This is a genomic window from Bacillus sp. MYb56 (genome assembly GCF_002976445.1).
In the GTDB taxonomy this organism is placed as follows: Bacteria; Bacillota; Bacilli; order Bacillales; family Bacillaceae_G; genus Bacillus_A; species Bacillus_A mycoides.
In genome coordinates this window covers 69,792-96,207 of sequence record NZ_PCOH01000017.1, presented here as the reverse complement: position 1 = coordinate 96,207, position 26,416 = coordinate 69,792, and the positions used below count along the sequence as shown (strand labels likewise).

The 26,416-nt window shown below is 35.1% G+C and carries 31 protein-coding genes, 2 pseudogenes and 1 riboswitch; of the genes and pseudogenes, 15 read left to right on the top strand and 18 right to left on the bottom strand.

Going from position 1 to position 26,416, the window contains the following annotated elements:
* Positions 1 to 5: 5 nt before the first annotated feature.
* From CQ058_RS32740 to ytzI, 5 genes and pseudogenes are all read right to left on the bottom strand, one after another.
* Positions 6 to 245, bottom strand: a pseudogene (locus CQ058_RS32740) (hypothetical protein).
* Positions 246 to 274: 29 nt separating this feature from the next.
* Positions 275 to 508, bottom strand: coding sequence for a hypothetical protein (locus CQ058_RS19570; protein WP_002129577.1), 234 nt, complete (start codon positions 506 to 508; stop codon positions 275 to 277).
* A 340-nt stretch (positions 509 to 848) separates the two neighbouring features.
* Complete coding sequence (locus CQ058_RS19560; protein ID WP_002190993.1) at positions 849 to 1,079, bottom strand: YczI family protein; 231 nt, start codon at positions 1,077 to 1,079, stop codon at positions 849 to 851.
* Between the two features lie 13 nt (positions 1,080 to 1,092).
* Positions 1,093 to 1,323 carry a DUF3953 domain-containing protein gene (locus tag CQ058_RS19555; protein ID WP_002190991.1) on the bottom strand — a complete coding sequence of 77 codons (231 nt, stop codon included), beginning with the start codon at positions 1,321 to 1,323 and terminating at the stop codon, positions 1,093 to 1,095.
* 1 nt (position 1,324) lies between these two features.
* Positions 1,325 to 1,474, bottom strand: coding sequence for a YtzI protein (gene ytzI, locus CQ058_RS19550; RefSeq protein ID WP_002143497.1), 150 nt, complete (start codon positions 1,472 to 1,474; stop codon positions 1,325 to 1,327).
* Positions 1,475 to 1,557: 83 nt separating this feature from the next.
* On the opposite strand from ytzI, the gene CQ058_RS19545 reads away from it, so the two are divergent.
* The 3 genes from CQ058_RS19545 to CQ058_RS19535 all read left to right on the top strand — a co-directional run bounded on the left by CQ058_RS19545 (position 1,558) and on the right by CQ058_RS19535 (position 3,084).
* Entirely contained in the window at positions 1,558 to 1,875 is a 318-nt protein-coding gene (locus CQ058_RS19545) for a hypothetical protein (protein WP_002089150.1), read from the top strand.
* A gap of 84 nt (positions 1,876 to 1,959) precedes the next feature.
* Positions 1,960 to 2,439 (top strand): antimutator 8-oxo-(dGTP/GTP)ase, encoded by a 480-nt coding sequence (mutTA, locus tag CQ058_RS19540; protein WP_105589934.1) that lies wholly within the window; start codon positions 1,960 to 1,962, stop codon positions 2,437 to 2,439.
* Positions 2,440 to 2,547: 108 nt separating this feature from the next.
* Positions 2,548 to 3,084: a DUF3267 domain-containing protein gene (locus CQ058_RS19535; RefSeq protein ID WP_002190990.1), complete on the top strand. Its 537-nt coding sequence runs from the start codon at positions 2,548 to 2,550 to the stop codon at positions 3,082 to 3,084.
* Between the two features lie 108 nt (positions 3,085 to 3,192).
* Here CQ058_RS19535 and CQ058_RS19530 read toward each other — a convergent pair whose 3' ends face one another.
* Complete coding sequence (locus CQ058_RS19530; protein WP_105589933.1) at positions 3,193 to 3,867, bottom strand: HAD family hydrolase; 675 nt, start codon at positions 3,865 to 3,867, stop codon at positions 3,193 to 3,195.
* A gap of 93 nt (positions 3,868 to 3,960) precedes the next feature.
* On the opposite strand from CQ058_RS19530, the gene CQ058_RS19525 reads away from it, so the two are divergent.
* Entirely contained in the window at positions 3,961 to 5,079 is a 1,119-nt protein-coding gene (locus CQ058_RS19525) for a hypothetical protein (RefSeq protein WP_002190988.1), read from the top strand.
* A gap of 226 nt (positions 5,080 to 5,305) precedes the next feature.
* The gene (locus tag CQ058_RS19520; RefSeq protein WP_002129567.1) at positions 5,306 to 5,533 is read left to right on the top strand and encodes a hypothetical protein; all 228 of its coding nucleotides are present in this window, start codon (positions 5,306 to 5,308) and stop codon (positions 5,531 to 5,533) included.
* A 34-nt stretch (positions 5,534 to 5,567) separates the two neighbouring features.
* On the opposite strand, the gene CQ058_RS19515 is transcribed toward CQ058_RS19520, so the two are convergent.
* The 3 genes from CQ058_RS19515 to CQ058_RS19505 are packed head-to-tail and all read right to left on the bottom strand — an operon-like array spanning position 5,568 to position 8,150.
* Positions 5,568 to 6,374, bottom strand: a complete 807-nt coding sequence (locus CQ058_RS19515) for an ABC transporter permease (protein WP_002138764.1) — start codon at positions 6,372 to 6,374, stop codon at positions 5,568 to 5,570.
* Positions 6,367 to 7,131 carry an ABC transporter ATP-binding protein gene (locus tag CQ058_RS19510; protein WP_002190985.1) on the bottom strand — a complete coding sequence of 255 codons (765 nt, stop codon included), beginning with the start codon at positions 7,129 to 7,131 and terminating at the stop codon, positions 6,367 to 6,369. Before CQ058_RS19510 ends, CQ058_RS19515 begins: the two co-directional genes overlap by 8 nt.
* Before the next feature lie 11 nt (positions 7,132 to 7,142).
* Entirely contained in the window at positions 7,143 to 8,150 is a 1,008-nt protein-coding gene (locus CQ058_RS19505; RefSeq protein ID WP_002089139.1) for an ABC transporter substrate-binding protein, read from the bottom strand.
* A 120-nt stretch (positions 8,151 to 8,270) separates the two neighbouring features.
* Between CQ058_RS19505 and CQ058_RS19500 the strand changes: the two genes are divergently transcribed.
* From CQ058_RS19500 to CQ058_RS19490, 3 genes are all read left to right on the top strand, one after another.
* On the top strand, positions 8,271 to 8,567 hold the full coding sequence (locus CQ058_RS19500; RefSeq protein ID WP_002034469.1) for a DUF3986 family protein: 297 nt from the start codon (positions 8,271 to 8,273) through the stop codon (positions 8,565 to 8,567).
* A gap of 11 nt (positions 8,568 to 8,578) precedes the next feature.
* Positions 8,579 to 8,809 carry a hypothetical protein gene (locus CQ058_RS19495; protein ID WP_002034470.1) on the top strand — a complete coding sequence of 77 codons (231 nt, stop codon included), beginning with the start codon at positions 8,579 to 8,581 and terminating at the stop codon, positions 8,807 to 8,809.
* A gap of 193 nt (positions 8,810 to 9,002) precedes the next feature.
* Positions 9,003 to 9,506, top strand: a complete 504-nt coding sequence (locus tag CQ058_RS19490; RefSeq protein ID WP_002190983.1) for a YwbE family protein — start codon at positions 9,003 to 9,005, stop codon at positions 9,504 to 9,506.
* A gap of 43 nt (positions 9,507 to 9,549) precedes the next feature.
* Here the strand turns inward: CQ058_RS19490 and CQ058_RS19485 are convergent, their stop codons facing one another.
* Complete coding sequence (locus CQ058_RS19485; protein WP_002190978.1) at positions 9,550 to 10,803, bottom strand: glycosyltransferase family 39 protein; 1,254 nt, start codon at positions 10,801 to 10,803, stop codon at positions 9,550 to 9,552.
* Between the two features lie 291 nt (positions 10,804 to 11,094).
* Here CQ058_RS19485 and CQ058_RS19480 point away from each other — a divergent pair, with 291 nt between their 5' ends.
* Positions 11,095 to 13,161, top strand: a complete 2,067-nt coding sequence (locus tag CQ058_RS19480; RefSeq protein WP_078176455.1) for an LTA synthase family protein — start codon at positions 11,095 to 11,097, stop codon at positions 13,159 to 13,161.
* A 148-nt stretch (positions 13,162 to 13,309) separates the two neighbouring features.
* Positions 13,310 to 13,597: an ABC transporter permease subunit gene (locus tag CQ058_RS19475; protein WP_002190974.1), complete on the top strand. Its 288-nt coding sequence runs from the start codon at positions 13,310 to 13,312 to the stop codon at positions 13,595 to 13,597.
* Positions 13,598 to 13,646: 49 nt separating this feature from the next.
* Here CQ058_RS19475 and CQ058_RS19470 read toward each other — a convergent pair whose 3' ends face one another.
* Both CQ058_RS19470 and CQ058_RS19465 read right to left on the bottom strand, forming a co-directional pair.
* On the bottom strand, positions 13,647 to 14,456 hold the full coding sequence (locus CQ058_RS19470) for an alpha/beta fold hydrolase (protein ID WP_002129555.1): 810 nt from the start codon (positions 14,454 to 14,456) through the stop codon (positions 13,647 to 13,649).
* A gap of 21 nt (positions 14,457 to 14,477) precedes the next feature.
* A complete protein-coding gene (locus tag CQ058_RS19465; protein WP_002067740.1) occupies positions 14,478 to 16,505 on the bottom strand; it encodes a catalase in 2,028 nt (675 codons plus the stop codon).
* A gap of 172 nt (positions 16,506 to 16,677) precedes the next feature.
* On the opposite strand from CQ058_RS19465, the gene CQ058_RS19460 reads away from it, so the two are divergent.
* Positions 16,678 to 17,907: an ATP-binding protein gene (locus CQ058_RS19460; RefSeq protein ID WP_002190973.1), complete on the top strand. Its 1,230-nt coding sequence runs from the start codon at positions 16,678 to 16,680 to the stop codon at positions 17,905 to 17,907.
* Positions 17,908 to 17,932: 25 nt separating this feature from the next.
* Positions 17,933 to 19,150, top strand: a complete 1,218-nt coding sequence (locus CQ058_RS19455) for an ATP-binding protein (protein WP_105589932.1) — start codon at positions 17,933 to 17,935, stop codon at positions 19,148 to 19,150.
* A gap of 258 nt (positions 19,151 to 19,408) precedes the next feature.
* On the opposite strand, the gene CQ058_RS19450 is transcribed toward CQ058_RS19455, so the two are convergent.
* The 3 genes and pseudogenes from CQ058_RS19450 to CQ058_RS19440 all read right to left on the bottom strand — a co-directional run bounded on the left by CQ058_RS19450 (position 19,409) and on the right by CQ058_RS19440 (position 21,111).
* Complete coding sequence (locus CQ058_RS19450; protein WP_105589931.1) at positions 19,409 to 20,506, bottom strand: collagen-like protein; 1,098 nt, start codon at positions 20,504 to 20,506, stop codon at positions 19,409 to 19,411.
* Between the two features lie 138 nt (positions 20,507 to 20,644).
* A pseudogene (locus CQ058_RS19445) lies at positions 20,645 to 20,866 on the bottom strand (Nif3-like dinuclear metal center hexameric protein); the annotation flags it as partial.
* 62 nt (positions 20,867 to 20,928) lie between these two features.
* On the bottom strand, positions 20,929 to 21,111 hold the full coding sequence (locus CQ058_RS19440) for a hypothetical protein (protein ID WP_002034443.1): 183 nt from the start codon (positions 21,109 to 21,111) through the stop codon (positions 20,929 to 20,931).
* Positions 21,112 to 21,319: 208 nt separating this feature from the next.
* Here CQ058_RS19440 and CQ058_RS19435 point away from each other — a divergent pair, with 208 nt between their 5' ends.
* Both CQ058_RS19435 and CQ058_RS19430 read left to right on the top strand, forming a co-directional pair.
* Positions 21,320 to 21,643, top strand: a complete 324-nt coding sequence (locus tag CQ058_RS19435) for an iron-sulfur cluster biosynthesis family protein (protein WP_002089124.1) — start codon at positions 21,320 to 21,322, stop codon at positions 21,641 to 21,643.
* Between the two features lie 113 nt (positions 21,644 to 21,756).
* Positions 21,757 to 22,662, top strand: coding sequence for a DMT family transporter (locus CQ058_RS19430; RefSeq protein ID WP_002190970.1), 906 nt, complete (start codon positions 21,757 to 21,759; stop codon positions 22,660 to 22,662).
* Positions 22,663 to 22,690: 28 nt separating this feature from the next.
* Here CQ058_RS19430 and CQ058_RS19425 read toward each other — a convergent pair whose 3' ends face one another.
* Positions 22,691 to 22,912 (bottom strand): hypothetical protein, encoded by a 222-nt coding sequence (locus CQ058_RS19425; RefSeq protein ID WP_002034446.1) that lies wholly within the window; start codon positions 22,910 to 22,912, stop codon positions 22,691 to 22,693.
* 292 nt (positions 22,913 to 23,204) lie between these two features.
* Here CQ058_RS19425 and CQ058_RS19420 point away from each other — a divergent pair, with 292 nt between their 5' ends.
* A complete protein-coding gene (locus CQ058_RS19420; RefSeq protein WP_002129542.1) occupies positions 23,205 to 23,588 on the top strand; it encodes an ATP synthase subunit I in 384 nt (127 codons plus the stop codon).
* Positions 23,589 to 23,875: 287 nt separating this feature from the next.
* Here CQ058_RS19420 and CQ058_RS19415 read toward each other — a convergent pair whose 3' ends face one another.
* Together CQ058_RS19415 and pckA are read right to left on the bottom strand one after the other, a co-directional pair.
* Positions 23,876 to 24,073, bottom strand: a complete 198-nt coding sequence (locus CQ058_RS19415) for a hypothetical protein (protein WP_002190968.1) — start codon at positions 24,071 to 24,073, stop codon at positions 23,876 to 23,878.
* 296 nt (positions 24,074 to 24,369) lie between these two features.
* Positions 24,370 to 25,956 carry a phosphoenolpyruvate carboxykinase (ATP) gene (gene pckA, locus CQ058_RS19410; protein WP_002034448.1) on the bottom strand — a complete coding sequence of 529 codons (1,587 nt, stop codon included), beginning with the start codon at positions 25,954 to 25,956 and terminating at the stop codon, positions 24,370 to 24,372.
* Between the two features lie 228 nt (positions 25,957 to 26,184).
* Positions 26,185 to 26,306: riboswitch (SAM riboswitch) on the top strand.
* Positions 26,307 to 26,416 lie beyond the last annotated feature (110 nt).

Sequence of the window (26,416 nt, the reverse complement as noted above, 5' to 3'; positions counted from 1 at the left end):
CTCCTTTAGAAGAGCAGTATAAATGGAATAACAAAAATAATGGCAAACATACTTAAACCGATGCTAATAGCTCCAATTTGCTTTTAATGCTTTTGAATCGTCTTAATTCCTACTAAAATGCCATACAAACTAAAGAGAAACAAAATGATAGGTGAAAAGATTTGAAAGTTCATTGTAAATGTGCTGTATAAACATAGAATTAAAGTAATAAAAACGATGATTAGTTGTATTTGTTTTATGTGCATTTTAGCCCCTTTTAAGTAGAAAGAGTTAGTTACCTGGAGATAATAATTATAATAGCGACGATTAAAGTAAATACGCCAGAAAAGAAGGAGAGTGTACTATGTACTTTCTTTCCTTTCTGTTTTTCTTCTGCGCTCATGATGAAAGTCATAATAGATAAGGCAATAAGCATATAGGGCATCGTAACAAGCGGGTTTGTAGATATTCCATATAGAGCGAGAGAGATGACAATAAGAGCGGATATGATGCGAAATGTTTTTAGCATACTACCACCTATCTTCTTGTAGTTTTAAATTAGCCTTCAATGTAATAACAGTTCGTAGTTGGTATTTAAAGTTTCATTCTACATGTAACGAAGGTAGTTCGATATTACAATGAAGAGCATAAGAATAGAAACGAAAAAATGCGAGATACCCATTGATTTTCTTCCGGATTTCAGTTCATTAATTCCTAGAAGAATAAAGAAACAACTGAGAGCAAATTGCATGTATGGGAGAAGTGTGAAATTATCGGTAGCAAGAGAATAAGTGCAAAGAGAGATTGTGAGAAGCATGAAAAAATAGCGTATTCCAGTTAGCATCGAATTCCTCCTTTAAAGAGACTATTTATCGAAATATTTCTGAGAAGCCAAGAAATAAAGCAACAGCTCCTCCTAACAGAGCAAGTATGCTACCACCTTTTTGCTGTTTCAAGATTTCCTCTATACTAATAATGAAAGCCATCCCCCCTAAAAAGATGAACATATAAGGCATGATTTCCCTATTACCAGTAAAAAAGCTATAGATTGCTATAGATAAAGCAATAAGTGATAAAGTAATCCGTAATCCTTTCAGCATAAAAGACCCTCCTCTATTTTATGTAGGTAATGATAAAAACAAGCCAAATGAAAGCACCAGCAACAATGCAAATAAACCCGGTTCCTGAATCCTTCTTTTTTATTTGCTCAATTGCGATGAGAAACATTAAAGCTCCTAATAGAAATTGTGAAAGTGGTAGAAAGTTATTTTGACCTGTATAGAGCCCAATTGCCGACATAATTATCACAGTGAGTGCGATTGCGATGCGAAGTATACGAAGCATACTATGATTCCTCCTTATTATTTTTCGAGTAAGGGTTATCGTCGGGCTTATCAACAGAATGTTTATATGCGTAGCCTTTATTAATCGTCATAACGGAGAGTACTAATATGATCAGTACGATTATAATGCCGATAATTAATATTTTGAGCATGAAATCCCTCCTTTTCTTTATTTTACATAATTTTGTAATTGATGAAAACAATAGAAATTAAAAGGATGAAAGAAGGGTGTTACATGGAGAATAAAAAAACATATTATATATCAGTTGGAAATGGTCAAATTTCGCAAGTGAAGACGGCGGATACGTATAATTTTGAAATTTATGCAAATGACGAAGAGATTACGGAGTTAAGAGAGTATTTTGATCAAGCGTATGAAGAGGACTTAGGTTCATATGTACGCTCCCACGTTCCATTCGTTGAGTATCATCACGATTCGAATAATGATCGATATGATGAACAACTACAAAAAGCATATAAAATGATTTATGATCTAGGGAATCATGAAACGAAAGAATTAGTCGCACAAATGGGAATAATCAATGGATTGTAATTGGATAATATTATGCAGAAAAGCGAGAATATGCTACAATTTGTGGTAGGAAAAACTTGTAATCATCAATAGGGGAGTAATGGCATGTACAAATTTAAAGATTATTACCACAACACTGTACAATTATCGTTTGAACGTTACCCATTTTCTCCTGAGCCAAAGCATGTTTGGGTTGTATGCCGGTACGGGGATCAATGGTTATTAACGCATCATTTACGCCGTGGTCTTGAATTTCCAGGTGGTAAAGTAGAACTCGAGGAAACACCGGAAGAAGCGGCAGTTCGAGAAGTTCATGAGGAAACCGGCGGCATAGTTTCTGATTTAACTTACTTAGGGCAATACAAAGTATCCGGAAAAGACAAAATAATCATTAAAAACATTTATTTTGCAACAATTAGTGCGGTAGAGCAACATACGCATTACGAAGAAACGAAAGGGTCTGTTTTATTAAAAGACATTCCTGATAATATTAAAACTGATAGAAAATTTAGCTTTATTATGCGCGATGATGTATTAGCGCGTACGATGAAACATATAGAAGAAATCGGCTGTTTTACGAAGTAAAATGGCCGGTTTCTTTTTTTATGTTCAAAATGTAAATATATCTTTATATTACTTTGGGTATATTATACAATTTTGTAAAGATATATTTACATTTTAGGAGGTGAAAAGGTGGATAACAGAAAAGAAACAACTGTCTCTGTTTCAATGGTTAAATTAAATATTTATTCATTTTTTATAATATTTGCTCTGGCGATTGGAATTGGTTATTTACATGCGCTTTTTTCAGGCGAGTTTCAAATTGAAATTACATTGCCGATTATGTTTCTTTTGATTATTGGAATGATTATTCTCGTTTGTATTCATGAGGCAATACATTTAATTGGATTTCGTTATATCGGAGGTGTTCCGTGGAGTGAACTAAAATGGGGCGTCAATTGGAAATTAGGTGCTGCATATGCTCATTCTAAACAGGTGATTACAGTAAAGCAAATGAAGACAGTGTTAATGCTTCCGTTTTTACCAACTGGAATTTTACCAATTGTATTGGGATTAGCTATGAATCTGGAGCCACTCTCATTTTTAGGGATTCTACTAGCAGCAGGTTGTATCGGTGACATTGCTTTATATAAAAAAGTTTCAAAGTTTCCAGATGATGCGCTAGTTAAAGATCATCCGAGCAAACCGCAGTTTACAGTATATGAATAATAAAGGAAGAGGAGGCACTTTTGAAAAATGGCCTCTTTTTTGTTTGTCAGCTTTTGTCGGTAAGCCGATGTTTCTTGTTGAATCGCTGATAAAGTGAAATTTCATTTACTATCGTCTTGTTTTTCTCTCCACCTCTAAAAACGAAAGCACCTCTAATAAATCATCCACCACACGTGAATGTTCAAAGTCACCCCAAAATGAATCTCTCTTCCAAACGCCAAGAATGCCTATTTGTTCAGCTCCTATTACGTCATTTTCTGGATGGTCTCCAACGTAAAGGCATTCTTCTGCTTTTACGTTTAGCTTTTGCAAAGCTCGTTCGAAAATCTCAGGATGTGGTTTTTTCATTCCTTCTGCTTCTGAAATGAAAATTGTGTTTGTATACGTATGTATGTTTAGTGCTCGAAGGTTGCTCATCTGAAATTTAGTAAAGCCGTTTGTAATAATACCAATTTTAATGTTTCGCTGAGTTAGTTGTTGAAGTAATTCATGCATGTTTTGGAAAGGAATACAATGATGTTGGAAGTTTGTAATGTAGTCGTGCAGCAGTTGCTCTTGCGTTAAAGTGGTAATGTTGTATTCGCAAAGGAGAGTGGAATATACCTTATCTTTCCACGTGTAACCATTATTGTCGAGTTCGAGAAAACGAGAGCAATACTCGAATTTTTCTATGTTTATCAAATGAAAGGCGAAGCGATTATATTGATCACGAATAAATTGCTCTAGAGATTGGCGACGATCTAATAGTGTTCCATCTAAGTCAAATAAGACTGCTCGAATCATGGGAAACCTCCATACAGCTTTTATAATTAATTATCGCATATTCGTTAAAAAATGATTATGATATTTTTGTAGAATGGAATAATGGAGGTGCGTATGAAGAAACTGTATGGCAAGTTAATGTGTTTTATGATTTCAACGGGCTTAGTAGCTGGATGTGATATGTCGGAGCAAACTTCGAAAAGAGAGAAAAAAGATGTGTGCGAAACGACAGAAGAATGCACACAAATAGGTGATAAAACACTTCAAAAAGTATATAAAAAGATAGATGGACTTTCAGAACTTGAAGTACTAGAGGATTATGATTTAGAAGGACATTCAAGTAACGATATGAAAGAAGCAGAAATGAAAAAAAAGGATGATGAAAATTATTTCTTTTTAGCTTCTTATTATATCGATGGTGATGAAATTGTAGATCCTTATTTCGATAAACTAGATCGCAAACGATTGAATAAGGCTTTTGCGGAGGATAAGGACGCGAAAGAAGAAGTATTAAAGCAACGTCAAGATAGGGATTATCATGAATCGTTATGGGAGATGTATAGCACGATTATTCCTGCTAAGTATCGAACTGACATAAAAGAGTTTGATATGGTAACAGATGGATACGATGGAATTGTGGCTCATGTTATGCCAAGTATGGAGTATCCGAAAGAGTGGACCATTAGTTTAGATACGCTTGATTCTGCAGTAAATATCGATCAAGTGATGAAAACATTAATACATGAGACGGCTCACGTATTGACGCTGGGACATAAACAAATACCAGTAAATGAAAAGTACTTAAAGGCTTTTGAAGAAGATAAAGATATTTCATCATACCAAAATAAATGTAAATCTCTTTTCTTACAAGAAGGATGTGCGAAGGAGAGCTCTTATATAAATCAATTTTATAATTCTTTCTGGAAACCAATTGACCAGGAGTGGACAGAAAAGAAAGTGGAAGAAAGCGAAGAAGCTCAAATTGAATTTTTTAAGGAAAAGCATGGTGAGTTTGTTTCACTGTATGGGACGACAAATGTAGCAGAGGATATTGCGGATACATTTACAGCGTTTATTTTACAAGATTCAAAAAAGGTGAAAGAAGGAACAGAATTAAAATATAAAAAAATTGTCTTTTTCTATCAATTCCCCGAGCTTGTAAAAATGAGAGCGGAAGTGTTAGCGGGATTATATGATGTTTCGAAAACGATAGAACAACCAAGTGGACACTAATGCGAATTATGTGTTCGATATATTTTAGCCAAGGGAAAACGTGAAGAATTATAGTTCTTTGCGTTTCTTTATGTTGATAAAATTGAAAATTCTGTCTTTTTTAAAAAAAGAAGAAGGAACTGAATCATTAAAATAGAATTAGTATAAAAACGTCACAAATTAGACACAATTATAATGCGCATAGTATAGGGGCTATAAGTTTACTCTCGAGGAGGTAATGAAACGTATGAAAACGATTCTTGCTGTTGCTGGTCTCATTTGGGTAATGTCTCACGGTTTTCCGATTTTTGAAGGGGAGCAAATTCGTAGTGCATTAAATAAAGAGTTTAATGATTATCATATTATTGATCGAAAAGATAATGTCGTTACGGTGCGTGTGAAAGATTGTTTCCATACAGTTACGGTTGCTAATGGGAATATTGCAGACGATTCGAAAATGTGTGATAAAAGGTAAGAGAAAGAAGCTGACTCTAGCATATCGCTCTAAGTCAGCTTTTTTTTCGTTTTCCAATAAGGAGTTTTTCAAATGCCTCGACAAATACATACATAAGAGTTGCGAGGACGCAAGTGAGCAATACACTGAGCAAGACGAGTGTGAAGTTAAAGACTTGGAATCCGTAGCTAATTAAATAGCCAAGTCCTTGTTTAGAAACGAGGAGTTCCCCGAAAATAACACCGACCCATGATAAGCCAACATTCACTTTTAACGTTGAAATAATTGCAGGGAAAGATGAAGGGAGAATAACGTGCTTATAGCATTGCCATTTATTTGCGCCGAATGTGTCCATGACCTTAATATAGTTGGAATCGACTTCTTGAAATGCGCTGTAAATAACGAGAATGGTAATGATGATAGAGATGATTACCCCCATTGCGATAGAGGATGAAATATTTGGACCGAAAATAACAATGATGATTGGACCGAGTGCAACTTTTGGCATTGCATTTAGGACGACGAGATAAGGATCAAGTACGCGGGCCAAAAGTGGCATCCACCAAAGGAGAGTAGCAATAATAGCTCCGAGTACAGTTCCGAGAATGAAGCCTACTCCTGTTTCAAGTAATGTCGTCCATATGTGGACCCAAAGTGAACCGTCAATCCATTTCGTTAAAAAGAGATCCCAAATACTTGAAGGAGAGCTAAAGAGTAAAGGATCAATCCATTCTTTTTTACTAGCTATTTCCCATAGTGCAAAGAAAAGAACAAGAAGTACAAGTTGTAAAGAGCGAGCTAACCATGCATGTTGTCTTTCTTTTTTTCGAAACTGTTCATGTAGTTGTTTTATATTATCCAATTCGTTCCAGCTCCTTCCATATTTCTTGGAAGAGGGATGGGAAGTCATGGTGGTGGCGTGCTTCTAACGGCGATAAGGAACGGATACTTTCTGGGACGATGAACGTTTTTGCGATTTTTCCAGGGTTCGCCTGCAGTAAATAAATACGATCACTCATCGCAATTGCTTCTTCAATATCATGTGTCACAAGTAGGGATGTTTTCTTATAGTTACGTAGTAATGTGAAGACGAGATCTTCTAGTTTTAATTTTGTTTGATAATCAAGAGCGGAAAATGGTTCATCTAACAATAAAATTTTTGGGTCGGTCGCTAATGTTCGAACGAGTGCAGCACGTTGGCGCATACCACCGGATAGTTCACGAGGGTATTGCTGTTCTATATCATATAGGCCGACTTGTTTTAAAAGCTTTAATGTATGTTCTTTCGTATTTTCATCATAAACCTTCCGAATATGAAGTCCGAGCATAATATTTTCTTCAATTGTTTTCCAAGGAAACAAGTAATCTTGCTGGAGCATATAGCCCATAGATGGGGTCTTAGTTGTAATCGGTTCACCATCTAAAAATACGATACCTTCAATTGGATCGAGTAGCCCTGCGATGATGGAGAGGAGCGTTGTTTTTCCGCAACCACTTGGACCAAGGATTGAAATAAATTCGCCTTCGTCTACTTGCAAACTCATATCTTCAAGAATAAGTTTGGCATTTTCTTTTGCAAAAAAGCAGTGAGAAACGTTACGTATTTGTAAAAAGCTCATACACTTCGCCTCTATTTCTTAATAACGCTTTCGGCAATTTTTGTATTGACGAGCGCTTCATGTGGAACTTCTTTTTGTAATTCACCAGATTCTTTCATAATCGTTTGGAGTTGTTTCCATTCTGCATCATCTAATAATGGATTTGTCGCATATGAATGTTGTTTTTTGTAGCGCTCAATTACTTTTACTGAAATGTCTTTTGAAGTGTCTTTAAATAGTGGTGAAACGGCATCGGCAATCTCTTCTGGACTATGTGTATCAACCCATTGCTGCGCTTTATATAGTGCGCGCGTGAATTTTTCTGCAGCAGCTTTATCTTTCTTTAAGAAACTTTCTTTTGCCATAAACGTTGTATAAGGGACAGTACCAGATTCAGCTCCGAAAGACGCGACGATATAACCTTTTCCTTCTTTTTCAAGTATACTTGCAGTCGGTTCAAAGAGCTGTACAAATTCTCCCGTACCAGATGCAAAGGCATTTGCAATATTAGCAAACTCGATATTTTGAATTAAGTTCGTATCTTTGCGAGGGTCAATGCCATTTTTCTTTAAAACGTATTCACCAACCATTTGCGGCATGCCGCCTTTACGCTGTCCTAAAAACGTAACGCCTTTTACGTCGTTCCAATTAAAAGAGTCTAATTTTTTACGGGAAACTAAAAATGTGCCATCTGTTTGTGTAAGCTGTGCAAAATTAATGACAGGATCTTTTGCTCCTTGTTGATGAACATAAATAGACGTTTCTGAACCAACGAGAGCAATATCAATTCCGCCAGATAAAAGGGTGGTCATCGTTTTATCTCCGCCAGCTGTTGTTTGTAAGTCAATATTTAAGCCTTCATCTTTAAAAAATCCTTTTTCAATTCCAACATATAATGGTGCGTAGAAAAGAGAGTGTGTAACTTCGCCAACGCGAATTTTTTGAGCTTGTTCTTTCGTACTTTCCTTTGTACTACTACAAGCAGCGAATGTGAAAACAGCTAGTAACATGATGCAAAAAACGGTTATTAATTTTTTCACTATATGACACCTCCTAGAAGTCAATCTACAAGCATAATATGTAGGTAAGTGCCCATATGTGAGTATATATAGCAGGAATTTTTTGGGTAGTAAAGAAGTACAAATATAAGGGGTGATAAAATGGATTACGAATACGATGATAGCGTACATTTACATCTTGATTATTTCGGAACTGAATGTGATATGGAATCGATTGCTTATAAGAGGAAGCATGAAGACGTGTGGGATGTGTATTTTAATTTTGGAGTATACGGTCTTCAGAAAGAGGAGATAGAGACAGGTCGGTTTATGGACGAATATGCTGGTTATTACGTTTTTTCTGTACATGCTCGTGATTTGAGCTGGGAATTTGGAAGTGCTCAGTTTGAGGAATGGGTTTTGAAGAACCATATAGTAGAAAGAACGCTTCAAAAATAGGGAGGAATTTTGTGTTTGAATTTCTCATCTTATTGCTTATTTGTGTAATTGGAATTTACATCATGCAAGTGCTCACTTACCGATTCGCAAAGAAAAATATTCATAAATATAAGGAAATGAAATGGATTCATATGTGGCTAGACATGACTATGAAAAAGGGTCCGAGATTAGATTTGTTTGATTTTGTACTTATAGTAATCGTAAGTATCATATGGAAAATATGGATGCTTCCTCTTGTATAGTAAACATGCTAATCATCGTATCCTAATAAATAACGAAAAGAACCTGTCATATGACAGGTTCTTTTCTATTTGTAGCATGTAGTGTTACATGGAAAATCCAATGTATACGACAAATTACGACAAAGGGGTTTATACATATTTGTTATTCTATTAAAGGTCATTATTTGTAATGTATATATAGGAGGATTTTTTAATGTTAAAGAAATTATTATTATTTTTGCTTATGAGCTTATGTGTAGTGGTTTTAACAGCTTGTAAAGATGAAGAGGAAAAGCTGAAAGCATCGGAAGAACAGAAAATAGATGAGAAGAAAGTTGAAGAAGATAAGAAGGTAGAAGAGGAAAGCAAACAAGAAGAGCAGCAAAAGGAAGAGGAAGAAAAACGTAAGCAAGAAGAACAACAAAGGGTAGAGGAAGAAAAACGTAAGCAAGAAGAGCAGCAGAAGATTCAGCAACAACAGTCTGCACAACAAGAGAGAACACAAAAACAAGAAAAAACAACAGAAGCAACAGGTGGTAAACCGACAAGATCACAAATTTCGGTTGGTTCACATGTAGTTATTCAATTAGATAAAGATTATAGTAAAACAGTGAGCGGTGTTGTGAAAGATATTTTAACAAACACGGAAACACATACGTACGGAATTAAGGTTCGATTACAAGATGGACAAATTGGCCGTGTTCAAAGTGTTGGATAAATAAAAAAAGAGGTCGTCCATTTTTGGACGACCTCTTTTTTTATTATGCTTGGCTAGTGCGGAAAAATGGAAGCTTCTGCACAGCGTAAACTAACCCGTATGCAAGAATTAAGCACATAAGAGGGTTAATGAAAAATCCGTAGCGATTAATTGCTAAGAATAAGTTTGAGAAGATGATGTAAATAACAGAACTTGCTACTAGCATCATAACGCGCTTATGCTTAAATGAATTTAGCATGAAGCAGAAACTGCTCAAGAATGTACCGATGATAAAGACTCTATGACACATTTGTATAAAGTTATGAATACGGTATTGGTCTACAGCAGGAGCTGTTTTGAATAACTCAATTGTTTTACCGACAGTGAACCAAGAGAACCAATATGTGAAGTCCGTTTTAAATCCATTTTTGATTAAATCTTTTGCGTATGCATTTTTATCATCTAAGCCCTGGGCTTTCATTTGGTTAACTACATTTTCATAGCCAATTTTGTTAAATGGATCTGCACCGGCAATTAATGGGTCTGCACCTTGGGTTGAGAATAAGATAAATTGATTGAACGCTAAATAGTTACGAACAACCCAGGCACCGATAATAAAGAACGGGCCAATGAACCATAATAATCCAATTCGAATTGAGTCTTTAAATCCATATGTGAATAAGACGACAAGAACAGGAATGAGCATCATTGGAGCTGGATTTGGGCGGAACATAAGTAAAATGGAAACGACAATTCCAAACCATATATGGAATTTTGCTTTATTGTATTTCCATGCGAGAACAAATACATACACGCTTAACGATAATAAGAATATTGAAGGAACTTCTGTTAGTAATGTACGGAAGTATGTATAGTTACTTGGATAAATAGCATATAAAATACTCGCAACAATTCCATAAATATTCTTTTCAAATAACTCTTTCCCTATTAAGAATACTAATAACACTGTGCAAAGGTTTAGTATCATATTAATAACAGTTGCTACGTAATAGTAAGGAAGTGATGTAACATCAGAAATAATCATAGCACCAGCTAATAATAGCGGCTGACCTGGTGTGATGTATGCATTTTTTCCAGGCACTTCACTAGGTTCTAAATAAACATAGCCAAATACACCATGTTTTAATAATTGTTCAGCTGTTAACGAATAGTTAAAGGCATCATTTGCACCATATGTTACTTTGACTAACTCTCCATCTAATCCTGGCTGTTTTACTAGACAAAAAACGTGCAGTAGGAAAGAAAGCGCCAAAATTACATATACCGCTTTAGGTAGATTTTTAAACTTATTTAGCAAAAATGAGCATCTCCTTTTTTATTGTTTCTTTCGTATTTTCATGATAAAACCCTATTAGTATTAAGGTTTTCCAAAACATAGTTATTATATCATAAAGTGGAATGAAGGAATTTAGTTTTTTAAGAATGAATAGTTGGTATTCCAAAAATTAACTGTTGATTAAGGGAGAATTAAGAAACTACAGTTATAGTAGAATCCAGTGTGAAGACGAAATGCGTGAAGTATGTTATCTTAATAGAAACTGTTTTTACGGTGCGGGGTGAAATTAATAAACAGAAAAGAGGGAATGAATTGAGGTGTGATTTTTCATTTCATCAGCCAAGAAGAAGTATATTAATTTCAGCGATGTTAAGTGGCCTAGTAACCCTATATGTAATACCCACACTTTTTTTGATTTTAAAATATTTTAGTTTAGATACGATGAAAGATATGTTAAATCAAAAAATTGTCTTAAGTATAATGACAATTTTGATGTGGATTGTACTATTGTATGTTGCGCATTTGAATAAAGATATTGTTAATAAATTTAAACCGATTATTCGGATTTATATTAGAATGTTTTTAGTAGCGCATGTGGTTACTTTGCTTTTTATTTTCACGCAAAATAATATGAATCTCGTAAATACACTGAATTGGATTTACAATTATAACGCACAGTTTATATTTAGTTTAATTGTAATTTATGCGATATATGTTTTGGTGTATAACGTGCTTGGGAAAGTTTTTTTGAGTACTATTTTGGCAAGCATTTTGCTAATCATTTTGGCTATTGTAAATCACTTCAAAATTGTTTTTAGGGGAGACCCACTATATCCTTCTGATTTTACACAGATTGGACATATGCAATCTGTTATACCAATGGTGATGGATTATTTTAGTTGGGGTTATATTCTTCTTGTTATTGTAAGTGTTGTTGTCTGTATTTTGGCGGGTATGTATGTGAGGAAGTATATTCAAAATGTAAAAGTTCATGCAGGCGTACGAGTTCTATTTATAATAGGATCCGTTTTTATTTTATATGTGTATGGTAATTTTACGAATACGTTTATAAATAAATGGTTTCAAAAGTCGGGTATAGAGTTCGTTTTGTGGGATCAAAATGAAAATTATGCTTCAAATGGTTTTGTGCTAGGATTTATAAGTAATTTAGATACGACAGTCATTGAAAAGCCGAAAGATTATTCAAAAGAAAATATGCTTCAAATAGCAAACGATATAAAGAAACAATATAGTAGCAATATAGGGGCGCAGAAGCAAAAAGAGAAACCGAATATTATTTTTGTAATGAGTGAATCGTTTTGGGATCCAACGAAGTTAACGAACCTGTCCTTTAGTGAAGATCCTTTACCTAATTTGCATCATTATATAGAAAGTTTTCCTGGTGGACAAACTATTTCTCCTGCATTTGGAGGAAATACTGCGAACGTTGAATTTGAGGTATTAACGAGTTATTCAATGAGTTTGTTAAAACCAGGATCTATACCGTATCAGCAAGTTGTTACAAATAAGAAAGAAATTCCATCAATTCCTCGAGCTTTGAAAAAAGAAGGGTATTATACAAGTGCAATTCATTCGTTCGGTCGCTCATTCTTTAAACGGGATGATGTATATAAAGTGTTAGGATTTGATAAGTTTAATGCACAAGATACGATGGAAAATGTAGAAGTTGATGGAGATTATATTAGCGATCTATCTATGAGTAAAGAGATAATAGCTGAATTAGAGAAGCAAAAGAAACCTACGTTTGTTCATGCAGTTACGATGCAAAATCATTTTCCATTTACAGAAGGAAGATTTGGTGAAAATCAAATAGAGATTAGTGGATTAGAAAATGAAGAGTCGAAGGCTGAATTAGAGACTTATACAGAAGGGTTAAGACGTTCAGATGAAGCTCTTCAATATTTAATAGAGGAGCTAGATAATTTAGATAGACCTACATTATTAGTATTCTTTGGGGATCATCTCCCATCACTAGGAACAAATAAATCTCTTTATAAAGAGACTGGTTATATAACAAATGAAAAAACGCCAAGTGAACGATTAGCGATGGCGCAAACGCCGTTATTAATGTATGCAAATTTTGATATGCCAAATGACAATTTAGGTTTAGTAAGTCCAATCTATTTTTCAAATCTTGTCTTTGATTATGCTGGATTAAATAAGGTACCGTTCTATCAATTTTTATCGAAGTTATATGAAGAAATTCCCGTACTTCGTGATGAATTGAAGATAGGAAAAGACGGAGAAGCAATAAAAAGTTTAACAGAAAAACAAAAAGAAATGTTAAAGCAATATGAGTTTATTCAATATGACTTACTCATCGGAAAGCAATATAGTAAGGATATATTATTTAAATAGGCGACAAAAAAGAACTTGTATACGATACAAGTTCTTTTTTCATAGTATTTAACGGGATAACCAGACAAGCTAGGTTTAGGGAGTATTACTTGTACATTTAGTATAAATTAAAATAGAGCCGTTTTAATAATTGATTTGTGAGAAGTGTGTGAATTTTCATCTAGTATATAATTGGACAATTTGTTTAATTTTAATAGAATCAGTTCCAGATTTATTATTAATTTTTAGTTTACAATTATTTGTTGTGTGGATTTATAAACAAACAGGATTTCGAGTTGTTAGTATTTATGCGTTTAACGATGAGCGTGTTTATTTTTTACCTATTCTTTGTATGACTATTGTTCCAACTTTTCATTTTTTCCGCATTATCGTTTTATTTTTAATGGAGGAGAAGAATAAGCCATATGTGGAATTTGCTCGTGCAAAAGGTAGTTAAGAAAAAAGAATTTGCCGTAAGGGCAAATTCTTTTTTTACTGTAAAGGAACTATGAATTTAAAAATTTTATCAGTTCCTTATTTAATTCATCCGCTTGATCGATTGGAGAGCCGTGGCCACTATTTGTAAGAGGATATAGTTCAGAGTTTTTAATTCGCTCTTTTGTTAGCTCAGCACTTTTATAAGGGATGAGTTGGTCGTGAACACCGTGGAATATTTTTGTTGGGACGTTAATTTTACTTAAGTCCTTCGTTACGTCTTCGTTTGCAGCGGCTTGCAAAATTTTGATGAGAGCATAAGAAGCGGACTGCATACCGAGATAAGAAAACCATTCTAACGTGGCAGCTCCTAAGTTTCTATTAAAAAATGATAAAGATACATCACTTAGAAACTTAGGTAAATTTACATACATTTGAGCAATCAGAGCATCTGCTTGTTCTTTCGGTACGCCGTAAGGGGATTCTTGGTTTTTCACGAAAGAAGGAGAGACAGCATCCACTAATGCAAGTTTGGAAATACGACGCCCATTATATCGTGACATATACCGAATAGAGAGAGCACCACCGACTGAGAAGCCGACTAACGTAGCATTTTCTATTTGAAGTGCATCTAATACAATTGCGATATCATCAGCTAAACGATCATAAGTGTAACCAGTCCATGGTTTATCAGACTGTCCGTTTCCTCGTATATCCATGGCGATGCAGCGGAAACCATGTTGTGGTAAGATATTAAATTGATATTGGTACATTTGATGATTTAAAGGCCAGCCATGAACGAAGAAGACAGGTTTACTTCCAGGGCCTGGGTTAATATCCTCAACAAAAATGTGTACATCTTTTTCCACTGTAACGAACATGATGTATCCTCCTCATGCATTTTAGTAGGCTCTCTCCCAAAATCGCTGTTTTGTCATTGCCTGAATAAATTCATTCGCAAGTAAGGTAGGATTTTGTTCTGTTATAACGCCAGGTTTTCCTTCGATGTTTAAAGATTGAACAATAGTAGTTCCATTTTGGAAAGCGCCAATTGGCTTAAAGTGATTATACGATTCTACGACGAATGAACTTGCCTTGTTAAGAAAATGATCATTAATATTTCCACCAATAAGAAGTAGCCCATCATAAAGAAGTGGTGATCCTGTTAAGAAAGTATCATTCACTTCCCACTGTCCATTTTGAGAGCCTTGCACAAAACCTAATCGTTCGGAAATAATAACGGGCTGAAGACCGGCTTGTTTGAATTGATTTATAATATATTGTGCGTTTTGACCGTCATATCCGTTTGCCACAATGACGCCTACTCGTAATGTATTTGGGCTGAATGTTGTATGTTCCATACTTAGTGCTGGTGAGGATTTTGTAACATTTGATTCTTGAACATTTGGTACTGTTGCCCCGACTGCTTCAGCTACTAAAGTAGCTAATTCCGTACTTATATGACCAATCATACCTACGACTTGTTGGCGAACTGATTTACTTTTTACTTTTCCTAATTCAAAGGAAAAGGCCTGCATAATATGGATTTTTTCGACGTGGCTCATACTATTCCAAAATAAACGGGCTTGTGAGAAATGGTCTTTAAAACTTGCGGCTGTCTCTCTTGTTTTATGTCCAGAAACAGTAGAAGGATATGTAACGAAACCGCCTTTCGTACCAGGTACAGTAAAGGGAGAGTTATTAGCTAAAGAGTTATTATGGTAAGCGACTTTTCCTTTATCAATTATATATTTAGACGCACCATCTCTTTGATTGTTATGAAAAGGACATACCGGACGATTAATCGGTAACTCTTGATAGTTTGTACCGACGCGTGCTAATTGTGTATCTGTATAAGAAAAGAGTCTACCTTGTAAGAGAGGATCATTTGTAAAATCGATACCGCGGACGATGCTTCCAGGGTGCAGTGCGACTTGTTCTGTTTCCGCAAATACGTTATCAACGTTTCGGTTTAACGTCATTTTTCCGATGATCTTAACAGGGAAGTCTTCTTCCGGCCAAATTTTTGTTGCATCTAATATATCGAAATCGTATTTAAATTCATCCTCTTCTTCTAAAATTTGAACGCCAAGTTCGTACTCAGGGTAGTTTCCGGCATTAATATTTTCCCATAAATCACGGCGATGATAATCTGGATCAGCGCCGCCTAGTTTTTGAGCTTCATCCCAAATTAACGAGTGAACGCCAAGCTTTGGCTTCCAGTGGAATTTTACGAATCGTGACTTCCCATGTTTATTAACTAAACGAAATGTATGAACGCCGAACCCTTGCATCATTCGAAAACTTCTCGGAATTGTGCGATCCGACATAATCCACATCATCATCGCAGCTGATTCTTGATTATTGGCGATAAAGTCCCAAAAAGTATCGTGTGCTGTTTGTCCTTGGGGAATCTCATTATGTGGCTCTGGTTTAAGAGCATGAATAAGATCCGGAAATTTAATACCATCTTGAATGAAGAAAATCGGAATGTTATTACCCACTAAATCGAAATTTCCTTCCTCTGTATAAAACTTAACAGCGAATCCTCGTACATCTCGGTTCGTTTCATTTGCACCTTTTGATCCAGCAACTTCAGAAAAACGAATAAAAATAGGTGTCTTTTTAGATGGGTCTTGTAAAAAATGAGCCATTGTTAAGTCTTCTAAAGAATCATATAGCTCAAAAACACCATGTGCTCCGTAACCGCGGGCATGAACGACTCTTTCAGGAATTCGTTCACGGTCAAAATGAGCGAGTTTTTCTCGCATCAGGAAATCTTCTAAAAGTGTAGGACCACGATCGCCGGCGGTTAAAGAGTTTTCATCATTTGAAATTTTGACACCCGTATTCGTTGTCATCTCTTTTCCTTCATTGTTTTTCGTAAAGGATTGTAACTGTTCTATCTTCTTATTTTCACGACCGTCCATATAAAGCACCTCCCATATTATACGTATTATTGTTCATGGTTTTTATGCTTACATATGGTATGGGGAAGTATATTATCTATGGATTGATTTTCCTCATTTGTTCAATTTATCTTTGTTTGTCTATGAAAATCATTTATTATAATAAATGGTATTCTTTTGAAGGGGTGTTGAAGTGGAAGAGAGTTTTCTATCAGCTAAAGAAGAAAAGAAAAACGCTAAGATTTTCTTATGGGTAATACATGTTATTTTAATTGTATACGAGGTTGCATACGCGATTATATTAGAAGATACAATGCCTTTAGCAAATTGGCATAAAGGGATATGGAAGCTTGCATATATTATGGCTATATTAGGTATTAGTGTTTACTTATTTGAGAGAGAAAAAGCATATTTAGTTAAATATACATATTTATTTGCATACATGATCGCAGAGACTTTTAATATTGGATGGTATGCTTTTCATAATACAATAGCATTTGATGAAGGGAATGTAATTGAATATATTTTCATTTTCTTCGTACCGATCTTTTTGAGTAAAAGATATTTATTTGTCTTAGCGCCATTCCTTATAGGGAAATATATGATATACCTATTTGTATTTGGAGAACTTAACCTGTTTATGTCTCTTGTTATAAATATGGTGTTACTTTTCGTGTCATTTATTATTTTAAATCGATTTTTACAATATCTTTCAGCAGTAAAGGGACGTATTGCAGAGGCAAGTCATTCACAAAAATTGGCGGTTATCGGAAAAATGGCAGCGACAGTCGGACATGAAATTAAAAACCCACTTGCTTCATTAAAAGGGTTTACGCAATTACAAAAAGAGAAACACGAAAAAGATGCAACATATGAACAAATGATTCTCGAAATCGAAAATATGAATAATATGATTAGTGAATTAATGGAGGTTGCTGCATGTAAACCTTCTGTTTATGAAAAACACATTGTAAGTGATGTTTTAGTACAAGCGGTAGAAAACATGCGCGGAAAAATGAACGAGTTAAATATAAATTGTACCTTTAATGAAGAGCAAAATAGAAGCGAAATTGAATGTGATAAACGCAAATTAAAAGGAGTATTTTTGTATGTTATTAAAAATGCTTTAGAGGCAATGGAACATGGCGGAACATTAAAAATACAAGTTGAAAATAAAAAAAGAGATTATGTAATAGTAAGTATAGTAGATAGTGGTTTTGGGATAAAAAAGGATAATTTAGGACGAGTTAAGGATGCTTTTTATACAACGAAGCAAGATAGAATTGGATTAGGTCTTACGGTAGCAGAGCGAATTGTGACAGAGCACCTTGGAGAATTACACATTTCTAGTGAAGTAAAGAAAGGAACGAGAGTAGAAATACTGCTCCCGAAAAAATGTGAGCGCAATGTGACACAAGATTAAGAGGTGTTGTTAAAGGAGCTATCATATGGAAAAAGGAAATATATTTGAAAAAGAAGAGATAAAGGCATTAATAATATTTTTAAGCTTATTCTTCGTTATATTTTTTGCGTATGATTTTGCTGAAAAAGCTATTGTCCTTTTATCAGATAAAAATCAAAAACTAGCAGATGCTTTTGGAGAAGGATTAGGTTTATGGCTATATAGTTTTATGGTTGGATTATTCTTTATAGGACTTTATTTTATGAAATGGAAAAAGCCGTATATTGTGAAGTATATTATTTTAATTGGCTATAATATATTGGATTTTATTAATAACTTCATTATTTATTACGGAAGTGATGCGGAATTTGATGGCGGGAATATAGTAGAAGGATTCTTTATTTTATTTGCACCAATATTTGTGAATAAGAGGTACTTTTGGTTAGTTGCGGGAACTATTGTTGGAAAATATGCACTTATGGGATTCGTTGTTCAATCCTTTATTGTTCTTATCCCAATAGCATTATATAGCGTGTTTGTTATTATATGTTGGATTATATTTTTAAGATTCCAATCTTACGTTCGTACACTTGAAATGATGGATAAAGAAATACGAAATGTAGAGAAATTAGCAATGGTTGGAAAAATGGCGACAGTAATTGGCGATAAGATTAGAAGACCGTTAGAAAAATTGAAAAAACTTGTGAATAAGCAAGCGGAAAAATATCCAGAAGATAAAATTTATAGTGAAATTATGAGACAGGAAGTAGAGCGAATTCATACAATTGCTACAGAACTAAATGGGTTTGAGAAATCTAAATCGGTAGAATCCGAAACGTATAATATTAAAGAAATCATCTCTTATGTTATCAGGGTTATGGAAAAGCCAGCTTTAGAACAAGGAATAAAAATGCATGCTATTTATAGTAAAGATATACCATCAATTACATGTGAGGAAAAACGATTGAAACAAGTATTTTTTAATTTAATAAAAAATGCGATTGAAGCAATGTCAGTTGGCGGAACTATTACTGTAAAAGTTATAGTGGAAGATGTGATCATTGTTCAAATTATAGATGAGGGATGCGGCATTCCGAAAGATAAAATTCCGAAGCTAAATGAAGCTTTTTACACAACGAAAGAAACTGGAACAGGCTTAGGATTAGTAGTTACGGAAAAAATTATTAAAGATCACCACGGTAAATTGAACTTTGAAAGTGAAGTTGGAGTTGGAACGACTGTTGAGATTATGTTGCCGATTTAATTATAGTGGGATATTTTAAAAAGGGGAAATCACTTTCTTTAGAGTGATTTCCCTTTTCAGTGTGGAAGGAAGTACGGAATTTTAATAAACGGGATGTTTACAACATTGACAAACTGTACAAATTCACAATCCAAAATATGGGTGTTTTAAAGCGAGAGTATATAATAAATTTGTCTGTTATTTGTTTTAATTTATTTGCAATTTTTTTGGCCTCGGCATCGAGGTCCTTTTTGTAAATGAATGATTTGTAAGTGTGGATTATATATCAGTGATTAGAAAAATAGAATATACAGAACTTGCCGTAATCCCGGGGGTAATATAAAGAGATATCGCATCCCCCCTCGAAAACAGGTTTCCGGTTGTAATACTAGTCCAAGTTACAGTGGCAGGTCCAGGTGCTGGAGTAGGGTTATACACTTGAGGTTGTCTAGAGCCAATATCCGTAGGTTTAATTGAAAATGTCATAGTTCCCGTAATTTTATCTGTAGTAGTTAAAGTAATAGTAGATAGGATGTAACTAGAGGTAGGGGCAGAGAGGTTTGTTGGGACATTCCTGCAAATATCAATCGTATAAACAGCAGCGGGTAAGTTATTAATATTTATAGATGTAGCAAAACCAACTATATTTCCAGCTCCAGCAGTTACATACGGAATAACGTTAGAATCAATTCCTGGAGAACCTGCTATACGTTGAAACCCAGCATTCGTCCCTTGAAAAACAATACTTTTCGCTGTTGAACTACCAGCAGGTCCAGTAGTCCCGGTAGAACCAGTGGCACCAATAGTTCCGGTAGCTCCGGTAGAACCAGTGACTCCAGTAGAACCAGTAGCTCCGGTAGAACCAGTGACTCCAGTAGAACCAGTAGCTCCGGTAGAACCAGTGACTCCAGTAGAACCAGTAGCTCCGGTAGAACCAGTGACTCCAGTAGAACCAGTAGCTCCGGTAGAACCAGTGACTCCAGTAGAACCAGTAGCTCCGGTAGAACCAGTGACTCCAGTAGTTCCGGTAGCTCCGGTAGAACCAGTGACTCCGGTAGAACCAGTAGAACCAGTAGAACCAGTAGTTCCGGTAGTTCCGGTAGAACCAGTAGAACCACCTTCTACCAATACGATATAATCTTGAGACACATTCGGAAATCCTTGAGGTGCATCTTTTTTTACAACATAGCCGCTACTCGTGTAAGTGACAACTTGTCCCGTTTTATAGTTAGGAGCGGCTGCTAGACTAAAAGCGGTAGTACTTTGCAAACCGGCCCCGGCATTGCCAGTAGGTCCAGTAGCACCAGTGGGTCCAGTAGCACCGATAGAACCGCTGTTGCGTCTACCGTCACAACTAAAGCAATTGCGTTGGTACATATATTATCTCCTTTCTATATTTTTGAAAATCTAGTTTTAAAAGTAGAACTACTATATATATATTGTAGATTCTATATTTTTGTGTGGTCGATCGTATTGTGTATATAGATTTTAAAAATAGGGGAGGTGTTATTAGTTTTATAACCACCAGGTCTCCTGCGGAATCAAAGTAACATCTACATCAAAATTCTCTTTAAACCAATCATACATCAATGTCTCTTTCACTAAATATTCAGAGGCAGAGTGTGACAAACCGATGAGTGACATATTTGTTTCTTTCGCATAATCCATAATGAGTGAGTATTTATGCCTACCATAATCATTGTCGATATGGCAATGGATTTCTCCTGTAATAAATGATTAAGTTATTGTTCTATTTCTTTTAAGGCTGGCATGTTTGGTAATCCTCCTTAAGATAGTTCTTACTTTGTTAGTTGTTTTTGTTTTTTTATGGAAAAATAAGAAGCGGATAGGAAACAAATAAAACCTAGAATCCAGCCAATAGAAGGAGAATAGGGAAGTATATGTTGTAATACCATTCCGCTAGAAATAAAAAAGCTACCTAATAGACCTAAGAAAATGAGATATCGCTGTAGTTTGAACATCAGTGATACAACCTCCTTTATCACGCATTAACTGCCCGTAACCTGATTGGCGAGGGCTAATAATCAGAGGGGGATGGATACCTCCCTGATTAAAGTTTCACTTTATCACATATATTTCATAGTAGTCTTAATTTTCTGCATATAAGATTCGAGAAAAATGGTGGTACAATATATAAATGATACGAGAAGAGAGGATGTAGGTTAACACATGTACGTTACTGTAACAGAGGCAGCATATAAAAAGATTATGGATACGATTCCAAGTGAAACGAAATATATAAAGTTATTTTATGATAATGAAGGTTGCGGTTGTGTTATGAGCGGGATTATCGATTTAGTAGCCGTTTCAGAGAAAGATGAGCGCGATGTAGATATCGAATCAAGCGTACTAAACTTTATTGCAGATCGCACAAAGCTTGTATTTATGGATGATAAATTAACAGTTGATTGGCATGAAGTTGGAGGGACTTTCCAGCTGAAGAGCCCAAGCCAGTTTTATAATCCGAATATGAAGTTACATGTTCGAGTATAATGAAGAGAGAAGGAGTATATAATATGCTCCTTTTTCTTATGGATTTTTTCACATAATGAAATGTACATATAGTTGAATTTTCTGTATAATTCTCTTTGCGAAGGGAGTTGCGCATGAAAAGATGGGGAATTGAGTTATTAATTTTAAGTGTCGTTATTATTTGGGGGATTAACTATACGATTGCGAAATATGGACTTTTAGAATTTACAGCAATTGAGTTTACTGCAGTTCGAATGATGACAGCAGCACCACTACTGTTATTACTTACGTTCTTTATCGAAAAGTCACTTTATATGGAGCGAAAAGATATACCAAGATTAATCATCGTTAGCGTTGTAGGTATTGTACTGTATCAAACGTTATTTATGGAAACTGTAAAATACACATCCGCTACAAATGCTTCTTTACTCATATCTATTTCACCTATTTTTACAACTGTATTTGCGATTTTCTTGAAACAAGAAAAATTTTCTTCTCGAAAGTTAGTTGGTTCCATGATTGCCTTTATTGGTGCTACATTAGTTTTAGTAGCGGGGCATTCACTCGCTAGTTCTTTCTACGGAAATGGGATTGGACTTATTACATCAATATGTTGGGGACTTTACCCCGTTTTAGCAGGGCCGCTTATTAAAAAATACTCAGCATTACGTGTTACTGCATGGTCGACATTAGTTGGAGCGATTCCGCTCTTATTGTTAAGTGGCCCACATGTATTTGTCATGCCATTTCACATTACACACGGAATGACACTATTTGCTTTACTATATTCTGTTTTCTTTGTAACAGTATTCGGTTTAGTCATGTGGTATGTTGGTGTTCAAAAAATTGGTGCGTCACATACGATGGTATATATGTATATTACGCCGCTTGTAGCTGTTTTATTTGCAGCTGTATGGGCAAATGAATATGTATCGTTTCAACAAATAATCGGTGGAATCATCATTTTCTTCGGTCTATGGTTTGTGAAATCAGAGAAAGTAGAAGCTAATTCTATCGTGCAAGAACCTATATCAAAATAGGAAAACAGATCACCTATGATCTGCTTTCCTATTTTTTTATTTTTGGTAAAAATACGAGGAATAAAATGGCAGTAATAAGTGGGATTAAATTAAGAAAAGGAATGCGGAAGAGTGTAATAAGAATAATACCTGGAAGAAGAACACCGAGGACAGCATAGAAAATACTATGTTTTTTCGTGTACCAATACAAGGAAAGTCCAATAAGTGCAGGAACAATGAGATGAATGAGAGCCATTAAAAAATAAATCATTAGACGCCCCCTTTATTTATGTGCTTATTACATCATATCCGTATGTTCATAGATTGATATCAATTTTTTCATAATTGGACGGAAATGTTTTGAAAAACGTCACATTTATGAGGGATTCTATATTAAAAATCTTGTATAATATTATTTCCTAAAAGCATTTTAACAACATAAACATACCGTTTATGTTGTTTTTAATTTGAATGAAATAGATTTTAAGTAGTATGGACTCGAAAGAAATGAGTTATACAGCTTTTGTTGGATAAATAGAAAAAACATTGAAGGGGAGTACAGCATGATTAGTTTGTCATTAAAATCGTTTAAAGTTCAATCATATTATCTACTAGGTATTCTGTTATTAGGCTGGATGTTAACACCGTTTTCAGCACATTTTCTAGGTGCAGGAATTGGACTTATTGTAAGCATGTATTGTGTTTGGATTTTAGGAAGGCGTATCGAAAAGCTTGGAGATAGTATAGTAAAGAAGACGAAAGCACCGACGCTTGGTATGTTTAATCGCTTTGCAGCTGCAATTTTGGGTGCTATTATCATGTACGAAATTGAGCATCATATGGTAATGTGGGCATTTGCAGTAGGTATTCTGGGTGGTTATTTCTTAATCGTTATTAATTTAGGGTATTATAGTATGAAGGATGAGGAAGAATTAACGAAGGGCTGAAAAAGATAAAAAGATGAAAAGCCTCTTTTTAGATGGGATAGAGGATCCAGCGGTGGATAGAAGCCGTTAGGGCCTTTTTTAGCCACATGCGGTGCGAAACCAGAGCGAGGTAGTGAGCAGGAATATAATTTATATGTTCGAAGCCGTAATTTGTATATATGAAAATCTGGTTATTTAAATTGAAAATTGGCTTACTCTGGAATAAGGGATCCGGCGATGGATAGTACAACAGGAAGCGTAACTTTGTATAAAATATAGGTTTCCGCTTCCAATAAGTTAATATGAAATCACTTAGTAGTATGACTCTTAGGTTCTTTAAAAAAGTTGGATACAATACAACAAACTATTCCGGTAATTAGAATAATGTATTTTATCGTTTCACTTGTATGCTCAAATAAATTAACGTTAAGCATTACAAGTCCCCAAAACATTTGAATCGCTCCATAACTGAATAAAATTTTTTCTGTACGAGAAAAATTTTTCATGGGCCTCACCCTTTCCTTTATATGTAAAATATATCATAGGAAACTACAAACGAATGATTATAAAATGAATTTTCTGTAAATTTATAGGTATTGGTATGCAATAGATGAAGAGATTAAAGTTTCACTTTATATAAGATATAGAAAGAAGCTTACGTTTTTAACGTAAGCTTCTTTTTTATGTAAGTGTGTGTAACCGTTAAGCCGCATTGGGTTTTGTCGGTGAGTACGCGGAACTTTACGGTTACACGACACTTATTCATATGAGTAAAAGGGTTATTCCAACAGAAAATTTGTAATTAAGCGATTGGACCGCCTAAGTTAATAATAGCTTCAGAAACGCTATCGAATTTTTTGAAGTTTTCTTTAAATTCGTTTGCAAGCTCAATTGCTTTCACTTTGTAAGCATCTTTATCAGCCCAAGTTTGTTCAGGCATTAATACTTCATCAGGTACACCTGGAACATGACGAGGTACTTCAAGGCCAAAGATGTCGTGTTTTGCAGTTTCAGCTTTAGCAAGTTCACCGCTTAGTGCTGCTTGAATCATTGCACGAGTGTAACCTAAGTTCATACGTTTACCAACGCCGTATTCGCCACCAGTCCAGCCAGTGTTTACTAAGAATACTTTCGCATCATGTTTCTCGATTTTTTCACCAAGCATTTCAGCATAACGAGATGCATCAAGCGGTAAGAACGGTGAACCGAAGCAAGTAGAGAATGTAGCTTGCGGAGATGTAACACCGCGCTCTGTTCCTGCTAGCTTACTAGTGTAACCGCTTAAGAAATGGTACATAGCTTGCTCTTTTGATAACTTACTGATTGGAGGCAATACGCCAGATGCATCAGCAGTTAAGAAAATAATTGTATTTGGATGTCCTGCAACACTTGGCAGTACGATATTGTCAATCGCATGCATAGGGTATGCAGCACGTGTATTTTCTGTTAAAGTAGTATCGTTATAGTCAGCGATGCGTGTTTGACCATCAATGACAACGTTTTCTAAAACTGAACCAAATTTGATTGCATCGAAGATTTGTGGTTCTTTCTCATGAGAAAGGTTTACACATTTTGCATAGCAACCGCCTTCAATATTGAATACGCCGTTATCAGACCAACCGTGCTCATCGTCACCGATTAATTTACGGTTTGGATCAGCAGATAATGTTGTTTTGCCTGTTCCAGATAAACCGAAGAATAGTGCTACGTCGCCTTCTTCGCCTACGTTTGAAGAGCAGTGCATAGAAAGAATGTCTTGTTCAGGTAGTAAGAAGTTCATAATAGAGAAGATTGATTTTTTCATTTCTCCAGCGTATTCTGTACCACCGATTAGTACGATACGTTTTTCGAATGAAACCATAATGAATGCTTCAGAATTTGTACCGTCAATTGCTGGATCTGCTTTGAAGTTTGGTGCAGAAACAATTGTGAACTCTGATTCGTGAGTTGCTAATTCTTCTTCATTTGGACGAATAAATAATTGATGTACGAACAAATTATGCCATGCATATTCGTTAACAACTTGAATTGGTAGGCGATAGTTGCGATCAGCGCCAGCAAATCCTTTGAAGATGAATAACTCTTCTTTTTCTTTTAAGTATTCTAAAACTTTTATATATAATTTATTAAAATGTTCTTCAGAGATCGGTTGGTTCACGGCTCCCCAAGCAATTTTGTCAGCAACCGATGCTTCCTTCACAATAAATTTATCCTTAGGAGAACGTCCTGTGTATTTTCCTGTTGAAGCAGAAACGGCACCAGTAGAAGTTAATTTCCCTTCGTTTCGCATTAATACTTTTTCCACTAATTGCGGAACACTTAATTGAATCTGTGCATTGCTTCCGTTCAATAATTCATGTAAACCAATTTGGACATTCACAGTACTCATATTTATATACCATCCTTTTCATTTAATGAAATATTTCTCGTAATCCCCATCAATAGTATAACACAATTATATAAATAATGTATACTATTTATTTATTTTTGTTTGTGTGAATGTATCATTTCCCTATTAATATTTCATTCTATGGGTATTGAGAAAAACTTTCAGGAAAATGTGAATATTAATTGACAAATGAATATCATTTCTTTAGTATAGGTTGGGACGGATACTCTCTTATCCCGAGCTGGCGGAGGGACAGGCCCGATGAAGCCCAGCAACCTCATTTGTAGTGGTAAATACAGGTGAATAGGTGCTAAAACCTGTGCGAGGCTAACGGTCTCGAACGATAAGAGCAAAGGGCAAAAAGCAGTATGCAAGTAGCAAATTAAACCTTTCCTCTATGTTAAGTAGGAAAGGTTTTTCTGTATGCTTGTGTGGGAGAATAAATGTATGTCGCAGTTTG

What these genes read in the sequence shown, in the direction of transcription:
- CQ058_RS19415 (WP_002190968.1), bottom strand. Translation starts at nt 24,073, where the DNA reads ATGAAAAATTTTTCTCGTACAGAAAAAATTTTATTCAGTTATGGAGCG.
- CQ058_RS19525 (WP_002190988.1), top strand. Translation starts at nt 3,961, where the DNA reads ATGAAGAAACTGTATGGCAAGTTAATGTGTTTTATGATTTCAACGGGC.
- CQ058_RS19430 (WP_002190970.1), top strand. Translation starts at nt 21,757, where the DNA reads ATGAAAAGATGGGGAATTGAGTTATTAATTTTAAGTGTCGTTATTATT.
- mutTA (WP_105589934.1), top strand. Translation starts at nt 1,960, where the DNA reads ATGTACAAATTTAAAGATTATTACCACAACACTGTACAATTATCGTTT.
- CQ058_RS19420 (WP_002129542.1), top strand. Translation starts at nt 23,205, where the DNA reads ATGATTAGTTTGTCATTAAAATCGTTTAAAGTTCAATCATATTATCTA.
- CQ058_RS19465 (WP_002067740.1), bottom strand. Translation starts at nt 16,505, where the DNA reads ATGGACGGTCGTGAAAATAAGAAGATAGAACAGTTACAATCCTTTACG.
- CQ058_RS19500 (WP_002034469.1), top strand. Translation starts at nt 8,271, where the DNA reads ATGGATTACGAATACGATGATAGCGTACATTTACATCTTGATTATTTC.
- ytzI (WP_002143497.1), bottom strand. Translation starts at nt 1,474, where the DNA reads ATGCTCAAAATATTAATTATCGGCATTATAATCGTACTGATCATATTA.
- CQ058_RS19435 (WP_002089124.1), top strand. Translation starts at nt 21,320, where the DNA reads ATGTACGTTACTGTAACAGAGGCAGCATATAAAAAGATTATGGATACG.
- CQ058_RS19425 (WP_002034446.1), bottom strand. Translation starts at nt 22,912, where the DNA reads ATGATTTATTTTTTAATGGCTCTCATTCATCTCATTGTTCCTGCACTT.
- CQ058_RS19450 (WP_105589931.1), bottom strand. Translation starts at nt 20,506, where the DNA reads ATGTACCAACGCAATTGCTTTAGTTGTGACGGTAGACGCAACAGCGGT.
- CQ058_RS19470 (WP_002129555.1), bottom strand. Translation starts at nt 14,456, where the DNA reads ATGTTCGTTACAGTGGAAAAAGATGTACACATTTTTGTTGAGGATATT.
- pckA (WP_002034448.1), bottom strand. Translation starts at nt 25,956, where the DNA reads ATGAGTACTGTGAATGTCCAAATTGGTTTACATGAATTATTGAACGGA.
- CQ058_RS19520 (WP_002129567.1), top strand. Translation starts at nt 5,306, where the DNA reads ATGAAAACGATTCTTGCTGTTGCTGGTCTCATTTGGGTAATGTCTCAC.
- CQ058_RS19545 (WP_002089150.1), top strand. Translation starts at nt 1,558, where the DNA reads ATGGAGAATAAAAAAACATATTATATATCAGTTGGAAATGGTCAAATT.
- CQ058_RS19440 (WP_002034443.1), bottom strand. Translation starts at nt 21,111, where the DNA reads ATGTTCAAACTACAGCGATATCTCATTTTCTTAGGTCTATTAGGTAGC.
- CQ058_RS19530 (WP_105589933.1), bottom strand. Translation starts at nt 3,867, where the DNA reads ATGATTCGAGCAGTCTTATTTGACTTAGATGGAACACTATTAGATCGT.
- CQ058_RS19560 (WP_002190993.1), bottom strand. Translation starts at nt 1,079, where the DNA reads ATGCTGAAAGGATTACGGATTACTTTATCACTTATTGCTTTATCTATA.
- CQ058_RS19490 (WP_002190983.1), top strand. Translation starts at nt 9,003, where the DNA reads ATGTTAAAGAAATTATTATTATTTTTGCTTATGAGCTTATGTGTAGTG.
- CQ058_RS19510 (WP_002190985.1), bottom strand. Translation starts at nt 7,131, where the DNA reads ATGAGCTTTTTACAAATACGTAACGTTTCTCACTGCTTTTTTGCAAAA.
- CQ058_RS19570 (WP_002129577.1), bottom strand. Translation starts at nt 508, where the DNA reads ATGCTAAAAACATTTCGCATCATATCCGCTCTTATTGTCATCTCTCTC.
- CQ058_RS19555 (WP_002190991.1), bottom strand. Translation starts at nt 1,323, where the DNA reads ATGCTTCGTATACTTCGCATCGCAATCGCACTCACTGTGATAATTATG.
- CQ058_RS19455 (WP_105589932.1), top strand. Translation starts at nt 17,933, where the DNA reads ATGGAAAAAGGAAATATATTTGAAAAAGAAGAGATAAAGGCATTAATA.